The organism is Nocardiopsis sp. NPDC006938 (genome assembly GCF_042869555.1).
Taxonomy (GTDB): Bacteria; Actinomycetota; Actinomycetes; order Streptosporangiales; family Streptosporangiaceae; genus Nocardiopsis.
The window spans coordinates 238618-262387 of record NZ_JBIAGA010000001.1 but is presented as its reverse complement, the minus strand read 5'-3'; the positions used below and the strand labels follow the sequence as shown (position 1 = coordinate 262387).

Genomic DNA, 23770 nt, shown 5'->3' with positions numbered 1-23770 from the left:
CCCGTCCCCGCGCTCGGGGAGCGGTCGGTGTGCGCACCGTGACGCGGAGCCTGTGATAATCCTGGATCAGACCCTAGTGCAGGGCCCTGGCACGGCGCCGGGCGCAGGCGCGGCTGCACGCCACGCATCTCCCCTCGTACCGCACCCCCGGCTGTTCCTGGTTCGACACGAGACGGGTCGTGAACCGTCCACCTTCAGTAACTGGTCTTTCAACGCGGACCGTCCGCACCACGGTGCCCGCACGTCGTGTAGAGACGAACCCTCCGGAGGGTGTCAACTTCCGTGCCCGAACCCACAGTCATCGTGACGTTCGACGTCACCGAACCGCACTTGCAGAACTGCCTCGACTCACTGGCCCGTCAACGCGACGAGAGCCAGACCGGGGGGGCGGCGCCCGACGGCCCCGCGCGAAGGGACGTCGAGGTCGTCCTCGTCCCGGTCCGCGCCGCCAACGGCGCGACCGCACCCGCCGACCCCGAGGACCCCGCGCCGGACGCCGACGGCGACGACGAGACCGCACCCGAGGGCGAGTCCCCACCCGAGGAGAACGACCAGGGGGACGAGGCCGTCGAGTCCGCGCGCGAGGACGGGCTGGCCACGGCGGCCGCCTTCGCGTCCGCGCCGCCCGCCGGGCTCAGCGTCACCCTGCTCCCGGGAGAGCCCTCACCACACCACCCGGGGGCCCGTGCCCGGGGCGCGGCCGCCGCCACCGGCAGCCACCTGCTCTTCCTCGCCGGTTCCGACGCACTCACCGCCTACGCCCTGGCCCACCTCGCGCAGAGCGCCGCCGACACCCGCTCCGACCTGGTCATCGGCAACGTCCACCAGTTCAACGAGCTCGGCGCCGCGCCCTCCAAGGCCCACCGCAGGTTCGGCCGCCACCGCCTGGCCGAGGACCCCAGGAACGTTCCCGGGCTGATCGCCGACGCCACCCTCGGCAACCGGCTCTGGCGCCGGGGCTTCTGGGACTCCCTGCCCGACCTCGGCGTCGGTCCCGAGGACGCCGACCTCGCCGTCGGCCGCGCCACCCTGCTCGCCCAGGCCGTGGACGTGCTGCCCGCACCGGTCCTGCTCATGCGCGAGCGCGAGAAGAAGGGCACCCCGCTGGAGAGCGCGGCCCTGACCCGCCGCGTCACCGCGATGCGCGAACTCGGCGCCGACCTCACCTCGGCCGACCGCGAACTGTGGGACCGCGTCCGCCTCCAGGGCGAGCTGCACCGCCTCGTCCTGCGCCTCGACGACGCCGACCCGCAGGTCCGCCAGACCGTCCTGGACCTGCTCAACACCTACCTCGACCACGTGTCGGACAGCCTCCTGCGCGGCCTGAACGTGCTCGACCGCCTCCTGTACCACCTGGTGCGCAAGCGGCGCCTGGAGGACGTGCTGGAGGTCGCCACCTTCGCCAAGAGCGTGGAGATCAAGAAGGCCACGGTCGTCCGCCAGGGGCTCGGCTACTACATTCGGTACCCCTTCTTCGGCACCACGGACCCGGCCAAGGCCGTTCCCCGGGAGATCTACCGCCTGGACGACGAGATCAAGGTTCGGCAGAAGACCGAGGACATCCACTGGGAGGACGGCCGCCTGCACGTCAGCGGACGGATCGGCATCCGCAACCTGCGGGCCCGCAAGCGCTGGCAGCAGCACGTGGTGGCCTTCGTGGTCAACTCGGCCACCAAGCGCCGTGTCCGGGTCCCGGTGCGCACCCGCCTGGCCGCCGAGTACCGGCTGCCCGACCTGCCCGACTCCGCGCGCCACGACTACGGCGGCTTCACGGTCGTCGTGGACCCGCGCCGCCTGCGCGGCGCCGGTGGCTGGGAGCCGGGTGAGTGGAAGATCGAGCTCGTGGTGTTCAACCGCAGCCTGGCCCGCCGCCGCATCGTCGCCAGCCCCGTCCCCGGCCCGCCCGAGCGGCCCGACTACCTGAGCGTCGGCGACGACGTGTGGGTGCGCCCGCAGTGGAACAAGGACCGGCACCTGGTCATCGCCGTCGAGCCGGCACGGGCCCAGGTCACCGAACACCGCTTCGACCCCCGCACCTCCGAACTCACCCTGGGCGGAGAGCTGCTGTCCGCGCCCGCCGCCGAAGCCACCGAGCTACGGCTGGTACGCCGTCCGGGCACCGCCCGGCTCAGCTACCCGGTCACCATCCAGGGCGGCCGCTTCGAGGCCCGGGTGCGCGCCGAGGAGCTCTTCGCCCGCAGCCTCAGCGAGTGCGGCGGCGTGATCCGGCAGGAGGAGTGGGACGCCCACCTGGTCACCCCCGACCAGCGCGCCCTGCCCCTGGTCCTGCCGGACGAGGTGCGCACCACCGCCTACGACTCCGAGGGAGCCCAGCAGCAGCTGGCCGTGCAGCGCACCTTCACCGGGCACCTCAAGCTGCGCGCGGGCCGGGCCCACCCCTGGGTGGACCGGGCGGAGTGGCGTGAGCGCGTCCTGGTGCTCGGCGGCGAGTTCTCGCCCGGCAACGAGCTCAGCGTGGTCGCCAAGGCGCGCGGCCGCGACGAGGAGCACCAGCTGGCCGTCGAGAGGTCCGGGAACCGGTTCACCGCCACCCTCGACCCCTCCCGCATCGCCACCCTGTCGGGTGAACTCTCCCTGTCCACCGGTTCCTACCAGCTGTGGGGCCGGGTCAGCGAGGAGGCCCAGAGCGAGGGCGACGAGACCACCAGCGTCGACGTGGGCGTGGAGTTCACCGACTCCCTGATCCACGGCCTGCCGATCGAGACCGAGACCCCCGAACGCACCTACACGCTCTCCTACCAGGGGCGCGGCATCCCCGTGCTCCAGGTCGGCACCGACCTGCGACCCGCCGAGCGCGGCGCCTTCGCCCAGCGCGAGTTGCGGGAGACCTTCTACCCCGCCCAGCGCGCGGAGCCGGTCACCGAGGGCATCCTCTTCGACACCTACACCGGGCGCCAGTACTCCGACAGCCCGCAGAGCGTCTACGCCGAGTTGCGCAAACGCGCCAAGTGGGCCGACTACCCGATGTCGTGGCTGGTCGCCGACGGTCAGGTCCGCCTGCCCGACGACCTCACCCCGGTCCGGCACAAGGGGGAGGAGTACTACCGCGAGCTGGCCCGCAGCCGGTACCTGGTCAGCAACTCCCGCCAGCCCGCCTGGTTCCACCGCCACCCCGACCAGGTCGTCGTGCAGACCTGGCACGGGTCGATGCTCAAGCGCATCGGCTTCGACGTGGAGAACATCCGCGGCAAGTCGCGCGACTACTTCGACAAGCTCGCGTGGGAGACCCGGCAGTGGGACTACCTGGTCTCGCCGAGCCCCTGGGCCACGCCGATCCTGCGCAGCGCCTTCCGCTTCGAGGGCGAGGTCCTGGAGACCGGCTACCCGCGCAACGACATCTTCTTCTCACCGGACCGCGAGGTCGTCGCCGAGCGCACCCGGCGCCGACTCGGCCTGCCCGAGGGCAAGAAGGTCGTGCTGTACGCGCCCACCTGGCGCGACGACAAGTACTACACCCGTGGCAAGCACAAGCTCGACCTGCACCTGGACCTGCGCCGCATGTACGAGAAGCTCGGCGACGACCACGTGCTGCTGGTGCGCCGCCACCCGCGCGTGGTCGACAGCGTCCCGATCGTGGGGGAGGGCTTCGTCCACGACGTGTCCCTGTACCCGGAGATCATGGAGCTGTTCCTGATCACCGACGTGCTGGTCACCGACTACTCGTCGATGATGTTCGACTTCGCCAACACCGGCCGTCCCATGCTCTTCTTCACCTACGACCTGGAGAGTTACCGGGACAACCTGCGGGGGTTCTACTTCGACTTCGAGGAGACCGCCCCCGGGCCGCTGCTGACCCGGTCCGACGACGTCATCGAGTCCCTGCTGGACATCGACGGGGTCGCACGGCGCAGCGAGGCCTCCTACCGGTCGTTCGTGGACCAGTTCTGCCCCCTCGACGACGGCCACGCCTCCGCCAGGGTCGTGGACCGCGTCTTCGGCAAGGAGGGGTAGGCGCGCCGCGCACGCCGCACCGCGGGCCGCACCGGCAGTACCTCCGGGCGGCCCGCCCCCGTGCCTGCGCCACAATGGACGGGTGATCGTCATCACCCGATACTCCGTGCCCGAGGCCGACACCGAGGCCTTCCGAACCGACGCCGACGCCGCCGTGGCGGTCCTGGCCCAGCGCCCGGGGTTCCGGTGCCACCGCATCGGCCGCGCCGCCGACGACCCCACGCTGTGGACCGTGGTCACCGAGTGGGACGGCGCCGGGTTCTACCGGCGGGCCCTGTCGAACTTCGACGTCAAGGTCACCGCGGTCCCGTTGCTGTCCCGGGCCGTGGACGAGCCCAGCGCGTTCGAGGTCCTCGACCGCGGTGACGCACCCGCCTGACCTCGCCCGCCTCCGCTCGCGGGGGGCCGTGAACGGTGCGCGCCCGCCGCCGGATTGCTCTAGCCTGGTGGGAAGCGGTCTCCGGCGGCGCCACACCCGTGGCCCCGCGCGGCCGCCGCCCCACAGAACCGACGATGTATCGCGAACAGCGATCCACCGACCGCCAGCCGGATGGAGAGTCACCCCATGGCCGCCAAGTCAGAGGCAATGGACGCACTGGTCAACCTCGCCAAGCGCCGAGGTCTGGTCTACCCCTCCAGCGAGATCTACGGAGGTCTGCGCGCCGCCTGGGACTACGGCCCCCTGGGCGTGGAGCTGAAGAACAACGTCAAGCGCCAGTGGTGGCGCTCGATGGTGCAGGAGCGGGACGACGTCGTCGGCCTCGACTCCAGCGTGATCCTGGCCCGCGAGGTCTGGGAGGCCTCCGGCCACGTGACGGCCTTCGTCGACCCGCTCACCGAGTGCCAGTCCTGCCACAAGCGCTTCCGCGCCGACCACCTCGTCGAGGCCTACGAGGAGAAGCACGGCAAGGAGCCCGCCGAGGGCCTGGCCGCGATCGCCTGCCCCAACTGCGGCGCCAAGGCCTCCTTCACCGAGCCGCGCATGTTCAACGGCCTGCTGCGCACCTACCTGGGCCCGGTCCAGGACGAGAAGGGCCTGGCCTACCTGCGCCCGGAGACCGCCCAGGGCATCTTCGTCAACTACAAGAACGTCGAGCAGAGCGCCCGCCGCAAGGTCCCCTTCGGCATCGGCCAGATCGGCAAGTCGTTCCGCAACGAGATCACCCCCGGCAACTTCATCTTCCGGACCCGCGAGTTCGAGCAGATGGAGATGGAGTTCTTCGTCAAGCCGGGCAGTGACGAGGAGTGGCACCAGTACTGGATCGACCAGCGCCACCAGTGGTACCTGGACCTGGGCATCGCCAAGGACAACCTGCGCCTGTACGAGCACCCCCAGGACAAGCTCTCCCACTACTCGAAGCGGACCGTGGACCTGGAGTACCGGTTCAACTTCCAGGGCAGCGAGTGGGGCGAGCTGGAGGGTGTCGCCAACCGCACCGACTACGACCTCAAGACGCACGCCGAGGCCTCCGGCGTGGACCTGTCGTACTTCGACCAGGAGAACAACGAGCGCTACATCCCCTACGTCATCGAGCCCGCGGCCGGTGTCGACCGGGCGGTGCTCACGTTCATGCTGGACGCCTACAACGTCGACGAGGCGCCCAACGCCAAGGGCAAGCTGGAGAAGCGCGCCGTGATGCGGCTGGACCCGCGCCTGTCGCCGGTCAAGGCGGCCGTCCTGCCGCTCTCGCGCAACGCCGACCTCTCGCCCAAGGCCCGCGACCTCGCGGCCCTGCTGCGCAAGCGCTGGAACGTGGAGTTCGACGACGCCGGCGCGATCGGCCGCCGCTACCGCCGTCAGGACGAGATCGGTACCCCGTTCTGCGTGACGGTGGACTTCGACACCCTGGAGGACGACGCGGTGACCGTGCGCGAGCGCGACACCATGTCCCAGGAGCGCGTGTCCCTGGACCGCGTGGAGATGTACCTGCTGGAGCGCCTGCCCGGCTGCTGACGGAGCCGCCCCCGCCGGGGGCGCTGACCACCACGGCCGCCCGCCCCCGGAAGGGGGAGGGCGGCCCTTCGCCGTGTGGTGGGGCGCCCCGGCCGCTCGTCGGCGCGGGGCGGAGACGGCCGGACCCGGGGGGATGAGTTTCCGGCCGCCTCCTCGGGGTCCGGCCGCACACGGCCGGAGCACCGGTTCCCAATCTAGTCACAGGCACCCGGCGCGATGGGGGAGTTCGTGCCCTCCTGTCCCTTCGCGTGAGGCAATCGTGACGGCCGGGTCGGCGGCCGCGCTCTATGGAGCTATGGCTAGAGCCTCTATGCCTAGAGGTGCTAGGGTCTGCCCGCGACGACGAGATGTGAGGACGGGCATGCACATAGACAAGGATCTGGTCGCCGCGTCGGCCACCCCTCTGGTCCTGGGAATCCTCGCCGAGGGAGAGTCCTACGGCTACGCCATCGTCAAACGCGTCAACGAGCTCTCCGAAGGACGGATGAACTGGACGGACGGGATGCTGTACCCGCTGCTGCACCGTCTGGAACGCAACGGACTCGTCCGGGCCTCCTGGGGGCGGTCGGACACGGGTCGGCGCCGCAAGCACTACGCCATCACCGAGACGGGGTTGGCGGCACTGGCGGAGCGGCGCGAACAGTGGACCGTGGTCGCCGAGGCCCTGCGCCAGGTGTGGGAGACCGTGCCCCGGCCCGGACTCCCGGGACCCGAGACGGCCGGGGGGTTCGCGTGAGCGGCGTGAGCGCGCGCGACGGCGTGCTGGAGGAGCAGATCGACCAGTGGCGCGGATTCGTGACGCGCCGCCGGGCCATCTCCGCCCCGGACGTGGAGGAGATGGAGGACCACCTGCGCGAGCGGATCGCCGAGCTGGAGTCGGGTGGTCTGGACAGCGAGGAGGTCTTCCTCGTCGCGGTCAGGCGCATGGGGAGCCTGGACGCGGTCTCGCGCGAGTTCGCGCGCGAGCACTCCCACCGGCTCTGGAAGCAGCTGGTGCTGGTTCCCGACGCCGAGGAGGAGACCGGTGCGTCACGCTGGCGCGAGCTCGGGGTGACGCTGCTCTTCGCGCTCGGCGCGGGGCTGGCGGTCAAGCTGCTGGGGGTGTCGGTCGACGACGGCATCGCGGTGACCCGCAACCTCCCCTTCGTGATCCTGCCCTGCCTCGCGGGGTGGTTCGCCTGGAAGCGCCGCGTCCCCTGGCGGGTGGGCGCCGTGACGGCGGCGCTCGCGGCGGTCCCGGCGCTGGCGGTGAACCTCTACCCGTTCCAGGAGTCCTCCGGCCCGTTCCCGGTGCCCGGGATGACCGCCGTCCTCGCGCTGACGCACGCGCCGATCCTGTTGTGGCTGCTGGTGGGCGTGCTGCACGCGGGTGGGCAGTGGCGTTCCCACGAGAGGCGGATGGACCTCGTCCGGTTCACCGGCGAGCTCGTGATGTACCTCGTGCTGATCGCTCTGGGCTCCATGGTCCTGGTGGGCCTGACCGTCGCGGTGCTCGGCCTGGCCGACGTGGACATCACCCGGTTCCTCGCGGACTGGCTCCTGCCCGTCGGTGTGCCGGGCTCGGTGCTGGTGGCCGCGTGGCTGGTGGAGGCGAAGAAGAGCGTGGTGGAGAACATCACGCCGGTCCTGGCCAAGGTCTTCACCCCGCTGGCGCTGCTGATGCTGGTCGCGGACCTCGCCGCGCTGCTGGTGAACGGGCCCCTGGCCAGGGCCGACCGCGAACTGCTCATCGTGATGGACGCGGTCCTGGTGCTGGTCCTGTTCCTGCTGCTCTACTCGATCTCGGCGCGCGACCCGCTGCTGCGTCCGGGGGTCTTCGACTGGCTCCAGCTGGCCCTGGTGGGCACGGCCCTGGCGGTGAACGCCGTCGCCCTGACGGCCATGCTCACCCGGATCGCCGAGTTCGGTTTCACCGCCAACAAGACGGCGGCCCTCGGCCTGAACCTCGTGCTGCTGGTGCATCTGGCCTGGTCGGCGTGGCTGCTCCTGGGGTTCGTGCGCGGTACGCGCCCGTTCGCGGCGGTGGAGCGGTGGCAGACCGCCTACCTGCCGGTCTACGCGGTGTGGGCGGCGGTGGTCGTGCTGGCCTTCCCGCCGCTGTTCGCCTTCGTATGAGGCGACCGCGCCGGACGCGTGTCGCGGCCGATCCCTTCCGGAGACCGGCCGCGAAGCGCGTCCGGGGCCTTTGCCGGTCAGGCCGCCGTGTAGACCACGAACGAGACCGCGACGTAGTGGCAGACGAAGGCCGCGATGGTCAGTGAGTGGAAGATCTCGTGGAACCCGAACCAACGGGGCGCGGGGTCGGGCCGCTTCAGCCCGTAGACCACGGCGCCGACGCTGTAGAGCACGCCGCCCACGAGGATGAGAATCCAGGTGGCCGGGTGGGTGCCCTGGACCAGGTCGGGGATGAACAGGACCGCGACCCAGCCGATGGCCAGGTACAGGGCGGTGGAGAGCCAGCGAGGTGCGCCCAGCCACAGGAGTTTGAACGTGACCCCGGCGAGCGCGCCGCCCCACACGAGCGCGAGCATCGCCGTGCGCAGGGTGCCCTCCAGCACGAGCATGATGAACGGCGTGTAGGTGCCCGCGATGATCAGGTAGATGTTCGAGTGGTCCATGCGGCGCAGGACCCTCTGCGCGCCGGGCGACCAGCGGCCCACGTGGTAGACGGCCGAGGTGCTGAACAGCAGCACGGAGCTGAGCGCGTACACGGCGCTGGCGGCCATCGCGGGCGCGGTGGGGGAGAGCGCCACCAGGACGATCCCGGCCGCCAGCGCGAGCGGTGCGGTACCCAGGTGGAGCCACCCCCGGAGCCGGGGCTTGACCGCCTCCAGGAGGTCCCCGGCGGCCGCCGCGGCCCGCGCGCTCCCTGTTTCCCGCGTCTTCGTCACTGTGCGCACCCCTCAGATCCGGCGACCCCGCTCACCGGCGGGCCACACGGAGAAGCCTAACTTACGGCTGCGTAGGTTACTTGACGGTAATGCTGTGTCGCGCGGCACAGTGCGCGCCGGGAGGTGCGGACGGGTGGGGGATTGGTCGCGGTCCCGGTGTCGCCGGTCCCGGACGCTTCGCCCGGGTGTCCGTGAGTGGTCGAGCGTCGCTGACCAGCGCATAGGTGATCCGTATCCGTCCCTTGGGGGTGTTCTCCCGGGTGGGCGAGATGTCGACTTGCTGGACCATTGGTCTAGTCCTCTTTGGCGTCCTTGAACTGGCACTATGCAGAAAAAGGGTGGTTCATGGAGGGGTGCTTGTGCGGACTGTGGATAGGGTCGCGCCCAACAGGGGCCGACCCGGCGCCGAACGGCCGCGAGAGAACGAGGGAGCACCCCCGTGACCAAGTACGTCTACAAGTTCACCGAGGGCAACAAGGACCTGAAGGACCTGCTCGGCGGCAAGGGCGCCAACCTCGCCGAGATGACCAACCTCGGCCTCCCGGTTCCCCCCGGCTTCACCATCACCACGCGGGCGTGCCGTCACTACCTGGAACACGGCACCCTCCCCGACGGGCTCGACGCCGAGGTCGAGGCCGACCTCAAGGAACTGGAGGAGGCCATGGGGCGCCGGCTCGGCCAGCCCGACGACCCGCTCCTGGTCAGCGTCCGCTCCGGCGCCCGGTTCTCCATGCCCGGCATGATGGAGACCGTCCTCAACATCGGCCTCAACGACGACTCCGTCGTCGGCCTGGCCGCCCAGGGCGGCGACGAGCGCTTCGCCTGGGACTCCTACCGCCGCCTCGTCCAGATGTTCGGCAAGACCGTCCTGGGCATCGACGGCGACCTCTTCGAGGAGGTCATCGACGAGCTCAAGACCGCCAAGGGCGTCACCGACGACCTGCACCTGGACACCGCCGACCTCCGACGACTCGTCGAACGGTTCAAGGGGATCGTCGACGAACGGACCGGCCGCCCCTTCCCCTCCGACCCCCGCGAGCAGATGCACCTCGCCGTCCGGGCCGTCTTCGACTCCTGGAACGCCCCCCGCGCCGTCCTCTACCGGCGCCAGGAGCGCATTCCCGCCGACCTCGGTACCGCCGTCAACGTCTGTTCCATGGTCTTCGGCAACCTCGGCATGGACTCGGGCACCGGCGTGGCCTTCACCCGCGATCCCGCCACCGGACAGCCCGGCGTCTACGGCGACTACCTCCAAAACGCCCAGGGCGAGGACGTGGTGGCGGGCATCCGCAACACCGTCCCCCTCACCGAGCTGGAGCGGATCGACCCCCGCAGCCACGCGGAGCTCATGGACATCATGGACACCCTGGAGAACCACTACCGGGACCTGTGCGACATCGAGTTCACCATCGAGCGCGGCCGACTGTGGATGCTCCAGACCCGTGTGGGCAAGCGCACCGCCGCGGCCGCCTTCCGCATCGCCGACCAGCTCGTGGACCAGGGCCTGATCGGCCTGGACGAGGCCGTCCAGCGCGTCACCGGCGACCAGCTCGCGCAGCTGATGTTCCCCCGCTTCGACGACACCGCCCCGGTCGCTGAGGACGTCCACCTCCTCGGGCGCGGCATGAACGCCTCGCCCGGAGCCGCCGTCGGCAAGGCCGTCTTCGACTCCTACACGGCCGTCAAGTGGTCGCGCAGCGGGGAGAGCGTCATCCTCTGCCGCCGCGAGACCAACCCCGACGACCTGGAGGGGATGATCGCCGCCGAGGGCATCCTCACCAGTCGGGGCGGCAAGACCTCGCACGCCGCCGTCGTGGCCCGGGGCATGGGCAAGACCTGCGTGTGCGGGGCCGAGGAACTCGACGTGGACACCAAGAACCGGCGCATGACCGCGCCCGGCGGCGAGGTGGTCGAGGAGGGCGACGTCATCTCCATCGACGGCACCAGCGGCCGCGTGTACCTGGGCAAGGTGCCCGTGGTCGACTCCCCGGTGGTCCGCTACTTTGAGGGCGAGATCGACCCCGCCTCGGACCAGGCCGACGACCTCGTCCGCTCCGTGCACCGCCTCATGCACTACGTCGACGCCGCCCGCCGTCTGTACGTGCGCGCCAACGCCGACACCCCCGAGGACGCCGCCCGCGCCCGCCGGATGGGCGCCCAGGGCATCGGCCTGTGCCGCACCGAGCACATGTTCCTCGGCGACCGCCGCCAGCTCGTGGAGCGCCTGATCCTCGCCGACACCCCCGACGAGCAGCAGGGGGCGCTGGACGCCCTGCTCCCGCTCCAGCGCGAGGACTTCGGAGGCATCCTGGAGGCCATGGACGGCCTGCCCGTCACGGTCCGCCTCCTCGACCCGCCGCTCCACGAGTTCCTGCCCGACATCACCGAGCTGTCGGTGCGCGTGGCGGTGGCCGAGGCCCGGGGAGAGAGCCACGAGAACGACCTGCGCGTCCTCCAGGCCGTGCACAGGCTCCACGAACAGAACCCGATGCTGGGTCTGCGCGGGGTGCGCCTGGGCCTGGTCGTGCCGGGGCTGTTCACCATGCAGGTGCGGGCCATCGCGCAGGCGGCCGTGGACCGGACGAGGGCGGGCGGACGCCCCCGGCCCGAGATCATGATCCCGCTGGTGGGCACGGTGCAGGAGCTGGAGATCATCCGGGACGAGGCGCAGCGGGTCCTGCGCGAGGTGGGGGAGGAGAACGGCGTGGAGCTGGACTTCCCGGTCGGCACGATGATCGAGTTGCCGCGCGCGGCCCTCACCGCCGGTCAGATCGCCGAGAACGCCGAGTTCTTCTCCTTCGGCACCAACGACCTCACCCAGACCGTGTGGGGCTTCTCCCGCGACGACGTGGAGGCGTCCTTCTTCTCCGCCTACCTGGAGAAGGGCGTGTTCGGGGTGTCGCCGTTCGAGTCCCTGGACGTGGACGGCGTGGGGCGTCTGATCCGTATCGCCGCCGAGGAGGGACGCGCGGCCCGGCCGGGCATCAAGCTCGGCGTGTGCGGGGAGCACGGCGGCGACCCGGCCTCGGTGCACTTCTTCCACCGGGCGGGGCTGGACTACGTCTCCTGTTCGCCGTTCCGGGTCCCGGTGGCGCGGCTGGAGGCCGGGCGGGCCGCGGGCCGCTCCGCGTAGCGAGCACGTGACGGACCGAACACCCGTGGCGGGGACCCGGAGGACGGGTCCGCGCCACGGGCGTTGCGCGGGGTGGGGGCACTAGAATCGGGCATCGCGACCGAGGTCGACGGAACAGCCGACCGTGACCTTTTCGTGATATATTTCCGGCGTCGGTGCGCGCCCGCGCGCGTCGCCCCGAGCCCCCTCCCCGCGAACGGAGCTCCGGGCGCCACCGCCGTCCGCCCCGGCTCCCCCACACCCGGCGTCCCCGCCCCATGCGGGGTCGCGAACCAGCGCAGGGCACGGGGCGTCCCAGTGGTGGTACCGCGTCCTGATCCAACCAAGCGGAGGTGAGCCGGTGCGAACGGCGAGCGACGGTCGCGGCGACGAGCCGTGGAACGAACCGGCCCCGGCCTCCGCCGACCACGAGGCCACCCAGGTCTTCTCGCGCGACGCGCTGCCGGGCACCTCACCGGAGACCGACAGCACCCGGCCCCCGGCGATCGGGGACACGGGTCCGCGCGCCGGGACCGCCGAGGACACCAGGGAGTTCGCCCGCCACGACCCCTCCGGGCCGACCTCCGAGGGCACCGCCTTCACCCGCAGGTTCGTCCGCGACCGTCCCGGGAACCGTTCGGACCCGGGGATTCCCGTGTACCGGGACGAGGCCGGGGACCGCGGGCGCGGAGAGCGCCGCGACGACCACCACGAGCGCGACCGGGACGAACCGTACGGTGAGCGGTACGAACCCCTGGAGGAGCCCTACGAGGAACCGCGCCGCCGTCGCGGCCGCGGCGCCCCACCGTCCCGCCCTCCCCGCGTCCACACCCCCAAACGCCGCCGACCGCGTCGCTTCCGGCTGCGCTGGATCGTCACCCTGCTCCTCCTCGTCGCCCTGGCGATCCCGCCCGGCACCTGGGGCTGGGTCTGGTACACAGCACGACAGGACGACCGCACGGCCTCCGACGCCATCGTGGTGCTCGGCGCCAGCCAGTACAACGGTGTGCCCTCTCCCGTCTTCGAGGCGCGACTGCGCCAGGCCCAGGTCCTCTACCTGGAGGGCGTCGCCCCGCACATCGTCACGGTCGGCGGCAAACAGCCCGACGACGCCTACACCGAGGCGGAGGCGGGCCGGAACTGGCTCATCGCGGTGGGCGTCCCCGCCGACCACGTCACCGCGGTCGAGCAGGGCAGCGACACCCTCCAGAGCTTCCAGGCCATGGAGGGGGTCTTCGAGGACAACGGCTGGGAGACCGCCATCCTCGTCTCCGACCCCTGGCACAGCCTGCGATCCAAGGTGATGGCCGCCGACCACGGCATCGAGGCCGGTACCTCGCCCTCGCGCTCCGGCCCCGCCGTCATCGAGCGCCGGACCCAACTGTGGTACATCACGAGGGAAACCGCGTCGCTCTGGTACTACTGGATCTTCAACGACAGCAGCGACATCCGAGTCAACGCGGCCTGACCAGGCGCAATGGCACGTTTCGTCGTTGCCGGGAAGTAGGCTCGTGGCCATGACGACCATGTCCGGAGAGTCCGTGGCCCCGGAGAGCGGCACCCACGGGTACACCGCGCGCGACACCGAACGCCACTCCCAGGAGTCGCGCAAGAGCAGGCGGCGCGGCCCCTTCGAGCGCGACCGCGCCCGGGTCCTGCACAGTTCCGCGCTGCGCAGGCTCTCCGCCAAGACCCAGGTCGTCCAACCCGGGGTGAGCGACTTCCCCCGCACCCGGCTCACCCACTCCCTGGAGTGCGCCCAGATCGGCCGGGAACTCGGCCAGGCCCTCGGCTGCGACCCCGACCTCGTCGAGGCCGCCTGCCTCTCGCACGACCTCGGCCACCCGCCCTTCGGGCACAACGGCGAACGCGCCCTCGACGAGGCCGCCGCCGCGTGCGGCGGGTTCGAGGGCAACGCCCAGAGCCTGCGCCTGCTCATCCGACTGGAGGGCAAGGTCATCGACCCCGACGGCCGCAGCGCCGGGCTCAACCTCACCCGCGCCACCCTGGACGCCACCGTCAAGTACCCCTGGCACCGGGGGGAGGGCGGCGACACCCACAAGTTCAACTGCTATCCCGACGACGCGGAGGCCTTCGCCTGGCTGCGCGAGGGCGCCCCCGCCGGTCGCACCTGCTTCGAGGCACAGGTCATGGACTGGGCCGACGACGTCGCCTACTCCGTGCACGACGTCGAGGACGCCCTGCACGCCGGACTGGTCAGCATGGGCGCCCTGCGCGACCCCGGCCAGCGCGCCGAGGTCTGCCGGATCGCCGCCGCCTCCTACTGCGACGCCGAACCGGCCGAACTCGACGAGGTCATGCGCGACCTGCTCGCCGAACCCGTGTGGCCCGCCGAGTTCACCGGAGACCTCGCCTCGCTGGCCGCCCTCAAGAACCTCACCAGCGAACTCATCGGCCGGTTCTGCCGGGCCGCCGAGGGCGCCACCCGGCGGGCCCACGGCCCGGGCCGCCTCACCCGCTACCGCGCCGACCTCGTCCTGCCCCGCCGCGCCCTCCTGGAGTGCGCCCTGCTCAAGGCGGTGGCCGCGCACTTCGTGATGTCCCGGGAGGAGGCCCGCGTGTACCAGGCCGAGGAACGCCGCACCATCACCGAACTCGTCTCCGCGCTCTGGCACGGCTCACCCGGCGCCCTGGACCCCCAGTTCCGCGCCGCCCACGAGAACGCCGCCGACGACGCCGCGGCCCTGCGCGTGGTCGTGGACCAGGTCGCCTCGCTCACCGACACCTCCGCCACGGCCCTGCACGCCCGGCTCGTCGGCTGACCCGCTCCCACCAGGGGCGCCCGCAACCTCCGACCCCACCGGTCTTGACGCCCGCCACACGAGCGCACACACTGCTCAGTGCGCCCGACCGTCGCGTCAGCGCGGCCGCACGCGCAGGATGGCACCGGCACGAGCGAGGGACCAGCGCATGCCCCCACGGCGCCGACACGGCCCCGTCATGAACGACGTCGCCCGGCTGGCGGGCGTGTCCCACCAGACCGTGTCCCGCGTCCTCAACGCCCATCCCGGGGTCCTCCCCGAGACCGCGGCCCGGGTCCGCGCGGCCATCGCCGAACTCGGCTACCGGCGCAACTCCTCCGCACGCGCCCTGGCCACCCACCGCTCCGGGCTGGTCGGCGTCCTCACCACCCGCCCCGGCCACCCGGACACCGCCCGCCTCCTCATGGGGGCCGAACGGGCCCTGCGCGCCACCGGCCACACCCTGCTCTACACCGGGACGGCTCCCGCCGACCTGCCCGCCGCCGCCGAGCGCCTCCTCGGCCTCGCACCCGAAGGGTGTCTGGCCCTGGTCCCCGGGCAGGAGGACGTGCTGGCCGCCCTCCACCACCGGCCGCCGACCGTCGTGGTCCACGACGACCCCCGGGCCCCGGCCCACCGCCTGCCGTCGGTCGGTGCCGACCACAGCGGAGGCGCCCGCGACCTCACCCGTCACCTGCTCGGACTCGGACACCGCACCGTGCACCACGTCGCTGACGGCTCCCTCGGACACGCCGCCCGAACCCGCGGCTGGCGCCGCGCCCTCGAAGAGGCCGGAGCGCCCGTCCCCCGACCCGAACACCCCGACCGGACCGGAGCCGGCGCCGGACGTGCCGCCGGGCTCGCGCTCGCCGCGCGCCGTGCCGGAGGCGAGGCGGTCACCGCCGTCCTGGCCGCCGACGACCGCCTCGCCCTCGGCCTGCTGCGCGCCCTCGAAGAGAGCGGACTGCGCGTTCCCGGCCAGGTCAGCGTCGCCGGGTTCGGCGACCTCCCCGACGCCGCCCACCTCACCCCCGCCCTCACCACGGCCGACGGAGACCCCGCGCGGGTGGGCGAGGCCGCCGCGGGCCTGCTCCTGCGCCTGCTCGACGGCGACGTGCCCGACACCGGCGGGCCCCTACTCGTCCCGGCCCGCGCGCGTCCGCGCCGCAGCACCGGGCCGCCGCCCCGCGTCGACGGCCCCGACGGACCGGCGCGGGCTCACTGGTAGCCGCGGGGGTTCGATCCCCTCCAGAAGGGACTCCGGGGCCTCGTCAGCGGGGGAGTGCACCACGTCGTCGACCTGGACGCGCACGGGCAGAACGTGCTCCTCGACCAGGGAGCGGAAGTGGTCGGTGTCGTCGGTGCGGTAGCCGTGCAGCTCTCGCACGTGCTCCGAGGCGGCCGTCGAACCGGGGAGACGAAGTCCACCCCTTCGACGTCCTCCGCCAGCAGCCGGGACCCGCGCGGCCGCATCCGCACGTCGTAGACGACGCCCGGATGACCGCAGGATGGCGCTACGGGGAACCCGCGCCGGTGCGCGGTGGTCGGAACGTCCCGGGGGAGAACTACCCTGAACACCGTGGCAGGCCGGATCAAAGACGAAGACATCGCCCTCGTGCGCGAGCGCACGCCCATCGCTGACGTGATCGGCGAGTACCTCCAGCTGCGCAACGCTGGCGGCGGCTCGCTCAAGGGGCTCTGCCCCTTCCACGACGAGAAGTCCCCCTCCTTCAACGTCACCCCCGCGAAGAACCTCTTCTACTGTTTCGGCTGCGGGGAGGGCGGGGACGTCATCTCCTTCGTGCAGAGGATCGACAGCCTCAGCTTCGCGGAGGCGGTCGAGTCCCTGGCGCGGCAGACCGGGATCGTCCTGCGGTACGAGGAGGGCGGGCGCAGCACCCCGCGCCGTGACGAGGGCAAGCGCCAGCGCCTGCTCGACGCGCACCGGGAGGCCGCCCGGTTCTACTCCGACCAGCTCCTGACGCCCGGGGCGATCGAGGCGCGCCGGTTCCTGGGCGAGCGCGGCTTCAACCGGACGCACGCCGAGCAGTTCGGGCTCGGGTTCGCCCCCGGCGGCTGGCAGCACCTCACCGACCACCTGCGTCAGAAGGGGTTCACCGACGCCGAGATCATCGAGGGCGGCCTGGCCAGCCAGGGGCGCCGCGGAGCCTACGACCGGTTCCGCAACCGCCTGCTCTGGCCGGTGCGCGAGGTCACCGGAGAGGTCGTCGGGTTCGGGGCGCGCAAGCTCGACCCCGAGGAGGACGGCCCCAAGTACCTCAACTCCCCGGAGAGCCCCATCTTCCACAAGGGGCGGCTGCTCTACGGGCTGGACCTGGCCAAACGGGAGATCTCCCGGCAGGGCAAGGCGGTCATCGTCGAGGGCTACACCGACGTCATGGCCTGCCACGAGGCCGGGGTGACCACGGCGGTCGCCACCTGCGGCACCTCCTTCGGCGAGGACCACCTCAAGATCCTGCGCCGGATGCTGCACGGTCGCCCCAACCACGAGACCCGGGTGGTGTTCACCTTCGACGGAGACAAGGCCGGACAGAAGGCGGCCGTGCGGGCCTTCGCCGAGGAGCACGGGTTCTCCTCGGAGACCTTCGTGGCCGTCCAACCGGACGGTCTCGACCCCTGCGACCTGCGCCTCCAGAACGGCCCCCAGGCCGTGGTCGACCTGGTCGACGACGCCACGCCGCTGTACGAGTTCATGGTCCGCAAGACCTTCGAGAACTACGACCTGTCCACGGTGGAGGGCCGCATCGCCGCCCTGGACGCCGCGGCCCCCGTGGTGGCCAGCATCCGCAACGCGGGCACCCGGGAGGCCTACGCCAAGAACCTGGACCGCTGGCTCGGGTTCCTCGACGAGGCCTTCGTGGTGCGCCGCGTCCGCCAGCACATGCGCCAGGGCGGTGCGCGCCTCGCCCCGAAGGCGCCGGTGCCCACCCCCGACGCCCAGAGCGCCCCCTACGACCTGCGCGACCCCTCCGTGCAGCGCGAACGGGAGGCCCTGAAGATCGCGGTCAAGCACCCGAACCTGGCCCAAGGCTTCGACACCCTCACCGAGGACGACTTCACCGTCCCCCAGCACCGGGCGGTGCTCCAGCTGATCCGACAGCAGGGCGGGGTCGGTGCCGTGGGCGACCCCGAGACGTGGGCGCTGACACTGCGCGACGCCGCCCCCAATGACGCACAACGCGATTTCGTCACGCGCCTCGGTGTAGAGGAGATCAAGTTCTATGGAGAACTCGACGCGCATTTCGCGCAACAAATTCTGAGCACAATCAGAACTCATTCCATCAACCGTCGCGAGTCAAACCTCAAATCCGAGCTGCACCGGATCGACCAGGTCGCGCAACCCGAGGAATACAATCGGGTCTTCGTTGAGCTCATGCAGCTCGGCCAGCAAAAACGCGCCCTCCAGTAGTGGGTTCCCGGCGGCGTGTAGCACCGGGGTGACAATAGTAGATCTCCCTGATCCGGTAGGTGTCCGGGCACAATGAAGTGGTGCCTCCCACAGTTGTGACCAACGAAATGCCACCCGTCCGACAGGTGGTCCCGCTCCTTCCCGGTTCGGGCCGGGGAACGGTGAGCCGTGGGGAGGTCGCGGCGGCGCTGGAAAGCCTGGAGGCGCCACCCGACTCCCTGGACGGGACCATCGCCGACCTCGTCCGCGCCGGGATCGACGTGGCCGACCCCGAGGAGGCGGCGGTCACCGACCCGGGCCGCCGCTCCGGTTCCGACCTGGTCCGCCTGTACCTGCGCGAGATCGGCCGCGTCCCGCTGCTGACCGCGCGGGAGGAGGTCGACCTCGCCAAGGCCGTCGAGGCGGGCCTGTACGCCCAGCGCCTCGCACCCGACCAGGTCCGTTCGGCGGACGAGCTCGCCGCCCTGGTGGAGGAGGGCGGACGGGCCAAACGTCGGCTGATCGAGGCCAACCTTCGCCTGGTCGTGTCCATCGCCAAGCGCTACATGGGGCGCGGCCTGCTCTTCCTGGACCTCATCCAGGAGGGCAACCTCGGCCTCATCCGCGCCGTGGAGAAGTTCGACCACACCAAGGGCTTCAAGTTCTCCACCTACGCCACCTGGTGGATTCGCCAGGCCATCACCAGGGCCATCGCCGACCAGGCGCGCACCATCCGTATCCCGGTGCACATGGTCGAGACCATCAACAGGCTCGTGCGGGTGCAGCACCAGCTGCACCAGAAGCTGGGGCGAGAGCCCAGCGTCGCCGAGATCTCCTCCGCCGCCGGGTGCGGCGGCGAGCGGGTCCTGGAGATCCGGCGCATCGCCCGCGAACCCGTGTCCCTCCAGGCGCCCATCGGTGAGGAGGAGTCCGACTTCGGGGACTTCATCGAGGACTCCGACGCCGTCGCGCCGGTCGAGGCGGCCGCCTTCACGCTTCTCCAGGAGCAGCTGCGGATACTGCTGGGCGGCCTCTCCGAGCGGGAGAGACGTATCATCCGGCTGCGCTTCGGCCTGGCCGACGGACGCCCGCGCACCCTGGAGGAGGTGGGCCGCGAGTTCGGCGTCACCCGCGAACGCATCCGCCAGATCGAGGCCAAGACCCTCGCCAAGCTCCGCCAGCCCGCGCGGGCGGGCACCCTGAAGGACTTCCTGCGCGACGGCTGAGCCCCTCAACGTGTCGGGCCCGCCCCGGGTTCCCCCGCGCGGGGGAACGGCCTGAACTGGCCGACATGGGACGAACACCCCGCGCGTGCCCGACCGTACGCCTACGGTCGAGGGGTGAACGCCACGTCGCCCCCTCCCGAGTCCGGCACGCCCCTCACACGGCGCCCGCTCCTGGCAGCGGGGTCCGCCGCCGCCGCGGTCGCGCTCCTCGCGGGCGCCGTCGTGATCGCGAACCAACGCGAACCCGAGCGCATCGGGTACTTCGCCGAGTGGAACGTGGCCAACCGTGGCTACACGGTCGGCGCGCTGCGCGACAGCGGGGCGCCCGCGGACCTGACCCGCCTCATGTGGGCGTTCGGCAGCATCGACACCGACGGCCTCTGCCACATCCCCGAGGGCCGCCACGACCAGCCCTGGGAGCTCTACCAGCGACGCTACTCGGCCGACGAGAGCGTGAGCGGTACGGCCGACGAGTACGGGCAGCGGCTCGCGGGCGGCCTCAACCAGCTGCGCCAGCTCCGCGACGAGTACCCCGACCTGGGCGCCAGTCTCTCCCTGGGCGGCTGGAACTGGTCGGTGAACTTCTCCACCGCCGCGCGGACCGAGGAGTCCCGGCAGGCCTTCGTCTCCTCCTGCCTGGACCTGTGGCTGCGCGGCGACCTGCCGGTGCTCGGAGACGAGCCCCAGGGCGGGGACGGTGCGGGCGCGGGCGTCTTCGACGGCATCGACCTGGACTGGGAGTGGCCGGCCGGGCAGGGCAACACCGACAACGTGGAGCACGCCGACGACCCCGCCAACTTCACCCTGCTCGCCGCCGAGTTCCGGCGCCAGATGGACGCCCTCGCCGAGGAGACCGGGCGGGACTACGTGCTGTCGGTGTCCCTCCCCGGCGGCGCCTCCCACGCCGACGCGTACGAACCCGAGTTGTTCGACCACGTCGACCTCGCCACGGTGCAGGGCTACGACTTCTCCGGCCCCTGGAGCACCGACACCGCCCACCACTCCAACCTGTACGTGCCCGACTTCGACCCGGACGCCAACAGCGTCGACCAGGCGGTCCGCCGCTACCTGGATCTGGGGGCCGACCCGGGACAGCTGGTGATGGGGGTTCCCGCCTTCGGGAGGGGCTGGCAGGGCGTGCCCGCCCAGGACCAGGGCCGGGGCCAGCGGGCCGAGGCGGCCGCCGACGACGACTACGACGGCCCCACCCGCGCCTTCGACCAGCTGGAGGAGACCGAGGGGCGCCGTTTCCTCGACGAGGAGGCGGGCGCCTACTGGGTCTACGACGGCGACGAGTGGTGGACCTACGACAACCCCGAGGTGATCGCGCTCAAGGGCGAGTACGTCCGTGAGAACGACCTGGCCGGGATGATGGTGTGGAACCTCGACATGGACCCCGACGGCGTCCTGGTCCGCGCCATGCGCGAGTCCCTGGACTGAGCCGGCCGCCCCCGAGCGCCGCGCGCCGCGGTTGCCACCCCGTACCGGCCGCGCCACGCTGTGTGCATGGCCGATCCGCACAGCACCGCTCCACGCCCGGACCTCCCCGCGCTCCGCCGCGACCTGGAGGAGAACGTCAGGGGAACCGTCGCCCTGGACGCGGGCACCCTCGCCCTGTACACCTCCGACGCCTCCAACTACCGCCGCGTCCCGCTCGCCGTGGTCATCCCCGAGACCGTCGACGACTGCGTCGCCGCCGTCCGCGCGTGCGCGGCGCACGGGGTGCCGATCGTGCCGCGCGGCGGCGGCACCTCCATCGCCGGGAACGCCATCGGCACCGGGGTGGTCATCGACACCTCACGGCACCTGCGCGCGATCCTCGACATCGATCCCGAGGCCCGCACCGCCACGGTCCAGCCGGGGGTGATCCTGGACGACCTGCGGTCCGCCACCGCGGCGCACGGGCTCACCTTCGCACCCGACCCCTCCACCCACAGCCGCTGCACCATCGGCGGCATGATCGGCAACAACGCCTGCGGCTCCCACTCGGTGGCCTGGGGCACCACCGCCGACAACGTGGTCTCCCTCGACCTGCTGCTCTCCGACGGCACCCGGATCACCGTCGGCTCCGAGCACACCGCGCAGGAGTTCGAGGAACTGGCCGCCCGCCCCGGCCGTGAGGGTGAGATCCACGCGGCACTGGCCCGCCTGGTCGAGACGCACCGCGCCCAGATGCGCACCTCCATGCCCGAGTTCCGGCGCCGCGTCTCCGGCTACGCCATCGACCGCCTGCTCCCCGAGAAGGGGCGCGACGTCGCCGCCTCACTGGTGGGTACCGAGGGCACCTGCGCGATGGTCGTGGGCGCCACCGTGCGGCTGGTGGAGACACCCCCCGCCCGCGCCCTGGCGGTGCTCGGCTTCGACGACGCCCCGTCGGCAGCCGACGCCGTGCCCGGACTGCTGGAGCACGCGCCCCTGACCGTCGAGGGCATCAACGACCGCATCGTGGCCGCCCTGGACCGTCACGGGTCGACATCACGGGTGCCGCTGCCGCTCGGCCACGCCTGGCTGCTGGTGGAGGTCGCGGGGGACACCCCGGAGGAGGCGGCCGCCGCCGCGCGGACGATGGTCGACTCCCTCGGCGGGGCCACCCGCCCCCGTGACTCCGCGGTGGTCGCCGACCCCGCCCACCAGAAGGCGCTCTGGCGCATCCGGGAGGAGGGCGCGGGGCTCACCTCCCGCACGCCCACCGGAGCCGAGGCGTGGTCGGGCTGGGAGGACGCGGCCGTGCCGCCGGAGAACCTCGGCGACTACCTGCGCGACTTCGAGGCCCTCATGGCGCGGCACGACCGCTACGGCGTCGTCTACGGGCACTTCGGCGACGGTTGCCTGCACGTGCGCATCGACTTCGAGCTGACCCACGAACGGGGCCGGCGCGAGTACCGGGCCTTCATGGAGGAGGCGGCGGGCATCGTGGTGCGCCACGGCGGCTCGCTCTCCGGCGAGCACGGTGACGGGCAGGCGCGCTCGGAACTCCTGTCCCGCATGTACCCGGAGGGCCTCGTGCGCGCCTTCGGCGAGTTCAAGCGGGTGTGGGACCCCGACGGCCTCATGAACCCGGGCATCATCGTCGACCCGCTTCCCCTGGACGCCGACGTGCGGGTGGCCACCGACGTGCGCCCCGCGCTGCCGCTGCTGTCACAGACCACCCTGGCCTACGGGGAGGACGACGGCGACTTCGCGAAGGCGCTGCGCCGCTGCTCGGGCGTGGGCAAGTGCCGTCGGCAGAGCGGGCCGGGGGTGATGTGCCCGAGCTACCAGGTCACCCAGGAGGAGAGGCACTCCACGCGCGGGCGGGCCCACCTGTTGTTCGAGATGGCCAACGGCGAGGTGATCACCGACGGGTGGCGCTCGGAGGAGGTCCGGGAGTCCCTGGACCTGTGCCTGTCCTGCAAGGGGTGCCTGAGCGACTGCCCGGTCAACGTGGACATGGCCTCCTACAAGGCCGAGTTCCTCCACCAGCACTACAGGGGCAGGGTGCGCCCCGCGGCCCACTACTCCATGGGCTGGCTGCCGGTCCTGGCCCGCCTGGCGTCCCTGGCGCCCGAGGAGGCCAACCGGGTGGTCCGTCTCCCCGGGGTGTCGACGCTGGCCAAGCGGTGGGCGGGGGTGGCCGCGGAGCGGGAGGTGCCCGCCTTCGCCCGCACCACGTTCACCCGGGCCTACCGGCGCCGTCTGCTGCGCGGCGGCGGCCGCGCGGGCGGGCCCAAGGTGGTGCTGTGGCCGGACACCTTCGGCAACCTGTTCCACCCGAACGTCCTGGTGTCGGCCGTGCGCGTGCTGGAGGACGCCGGGTTCTCCGTGGTGCTGCCCCGGGGACAGGTCTGCTGCGGGCTCACGTGGGTCTCCACCGGCCAGCTGGACGTGGCCCGCGCGGTGATGCGCCGGGCGGTGGCGGCGCTGGCGCCGCTGGTGTCGCAGGGACTGCCGGTGGTGGGCCTGGAACCCAGCTGCACGGCCGCCCTCAAACACGACCTCGTGGAACTGCTGCCGGGGGAGGAGAGCGCCCGGGTCGCCGCGGCGGTGCACACCTTCGCCGGGTTCCTCCACGAGCACGCCCCGGAGTGGGAGCCGCCGCGCGTGGACGCCTCGGCCCTGGCGCAGGTGCACTGCCACCAGCACGCCGTGTCCGGCTTCGACGCCGACCGGGCGCTGATCGCGCGCGCCGGGATCGACGGCGAGGTGCTGGACTCGGGCTGCTGCGGGCTGGCGGGGGACTTCGGCTTCACGGAGGGGCACTACGAGGTGTCCACCGCCATCGGCGAACGCGAGCTCCTCCCGCGGGTCCGCGCGAGCGGCCCCGACACCCTGGTGCTCGCCGACGGCTACAGCTGCCGTACCCAGATCGAGCAGGGGACGGGCCGCCGGGCACTGCACCTGGCCGAGGCGCTGGCCCTTGGCCTGGACCGAAGGGCCGGCGCCCGGGACGTCTGACGGTCAGGCC

General features: G+C 72.0%; 15 protein-coding genes. 14 read left to right on the top strand and 1 reads right to left on the bottom strand.

Going from position 1 to position 23770, the window contains the following annotated elements:
• The first annotated feature begins 282 nt into the window (after positions 1-282).
• From ACFYL4_RS01170 to ACFYL4_RS01150, 5 genes are all read left to right on the top strand, one after another.
• Positions 283-3972: a CDP-glycerol glycerophosphotransferase family protein gene (locus ACFYL4_RS01170; RefSeq protein ID WP_387515477.1), complete on the top strand. Its 3690-nt coding sequence runs from the start codon at positions 283-285 to the stop codon at positions 3970-3972.
• 82 nt (positions 3973-4054) lie between these two features.
• Positions 4055-4351: an antibiotic biosynthesis monooxygenase gene (locus tag ACFYL4_RS01165; protein WP_357766554.1), complete on the top strand. Its 297-nt coding sequence runs from the start codon at positions 4055-4057 to the stop codon at positions 4349-4351.
• Positions 4352-4537: 186 nt separating this feature from the next.
• Positions 4538-5926, top strand: a complete 1389-nt coding sequence (locus tag ACFYL4_RS01160; RefSeq protein ID WP_387515475.1) for a glycine--tRNA ligase — start codon at positions 4538-4540, stop codon at positions 5924-5926.
• Between the two features lie 361 nt (positions 5927-6287).
• Entirely contained in the window at positions 6288-6662 is a 375-nt protein-coding gene (locus tag ACFYL4_RS01155) for a PadR family transcriptional regulator (RefSeq protein WP_357766560.1), read from the top strand.
• Positions 6659-8041, top strand: coding sequence for a permease prefix domain 1-containing protein (locus ACFYL4_RS01150; protein ID WP_387515473.1), 1383 nt, complete (start codon positions 6659-6661; stop codon positions 8039-8041). Before ACFYL4_RS01155 ends, ACFYL4_RS01150 begins: the two co-directional genes overlap by 4 nt.
• A 77-nt stretch (positions 8042-8118) precedes the next feature.
• Here ACFYL4_RS01150 and ACFYL4_RS01145 read toward each other — a convergent pair whose 3' ends face one another.
• Positions 8119-8817, bottom strand: coding sequence for a hemolysin III family protein (locus ACFYL4_RS01145; protein ID WP_357757373.1), 699 nt, complete (start codon positions 8815-8817; stop codon positions 8119-8121).
• A gap of 439 nt (positions 8818-9256) precedes the next feature.
• On the opposite strand from ACFYL4_RS01145, the gene ppdK reads away from it, so the two are divergent.
• From ppdK to ACFYL4_RS01100, 9 genes are all read left to right on the top strand, one after another.
• The gene (gene ppdK, locus ACFYL4_RS01140; protein ID WP_387515471.1) at positions 9257-11950 is read left to right on the top strand and encodes a pyruvate, phosphate dikinase; all 2694 of its coding nucleotides are present in this window, start codon (positions 9257-9259) and stop codon (positions 11948-11950) included.
• 340 nt (positions 11951-12290) lie between these two features.
• The gene (locus tag ACFYL4_RS01135) at positions 12291-13397 is read left to right on the top strand and encodes a YdcF family protein (protein ID WP_387515469.1); all 1107 of its coding nucleotides are present in this window, start codon (positions 12291-12293) and stop codon (positions 13395-13397) included.
• A gap of 49 nt (positions 13398-13446) precedes the next feature.
• Positions 13447-14712: a deoxyguanosinetriphosphate triphosphohydrolase gene (locus tag ACFYL4_RS01130; protein ID WP_357757365.1), complete on the top strand. Its 1266-nt coding sequence runs from the start codon at positions 13447-13449 to the stop codon at positions 14710-14712.
• A 178-nt stretch (positions 14713-14890) separates the two neighbouring features.
• Entirely contained in the window at positions 14891-15919 is a 1029-nt protein-coding gene (locus tag ACFYL4_RS01125; protein WP_387515467.1) for a LacI family DNA-binding transcriptional regulator, read from the top strand.
• A gap of 54 nt (positions 15920-15973) precedes the next feature.
• Positions 15974-16177, top strand: a complete 204-nt coding sequence (locus ACFYL4_RS01120) for a hypothetical protein (RefSeq protein ID WP_387515465.1) — start codon at positions 15974-15976, stop codon at positions 16175-16177.
• Positions 16178-16270: 93 nt separating this feature from the next.
• Positions 16271-18121, top strand: a complete 1851-nt coding sequence (gene dnaG, locus ACFYL4_RS01115; RefSeq protein WP_357757356.1) for a DNA primase — start codon at positions 16271-16273, stop codon at positions 18119-18121.
• Positions 18122-18246: 125 nt separating this feature from the next.
• Entirely contained in the window at positions 18247-19326 is a 1080-nt protein-coding gene (rpoD, locus tag ACFYL4_RS01110; RefSeq protein ID WP_357757429.1) for an RNA polymerase sigma factor RpoD, read from the top strand.
• Between the two features lie 114 nt (positions 19327-19440).
• Positions 19441-20766, top strand: coding sequence for a glycoside hydrolase family 18 protein (locus ACFYL4_RS01105; RefSeq protein WP_357757353.1), 1326 nt, complete (start codon positions 19441-19443; stop codon positions 20764-20766).
• Positions 20767-20832: 66 nt separating this feature from the next.
• Entirely contained in the window at positions 20833-23760 is a 2928-nt protein-coding gene (locus ACFYL4_RS01100; RefSeq protein WP_357757351.1) for an FAD-binding and (Fe-S)-binding domain-containing protein, read from the top strand.
• The last annotated feature ends 10 nt before the right edge of the window (positions 23761-23770 follow it).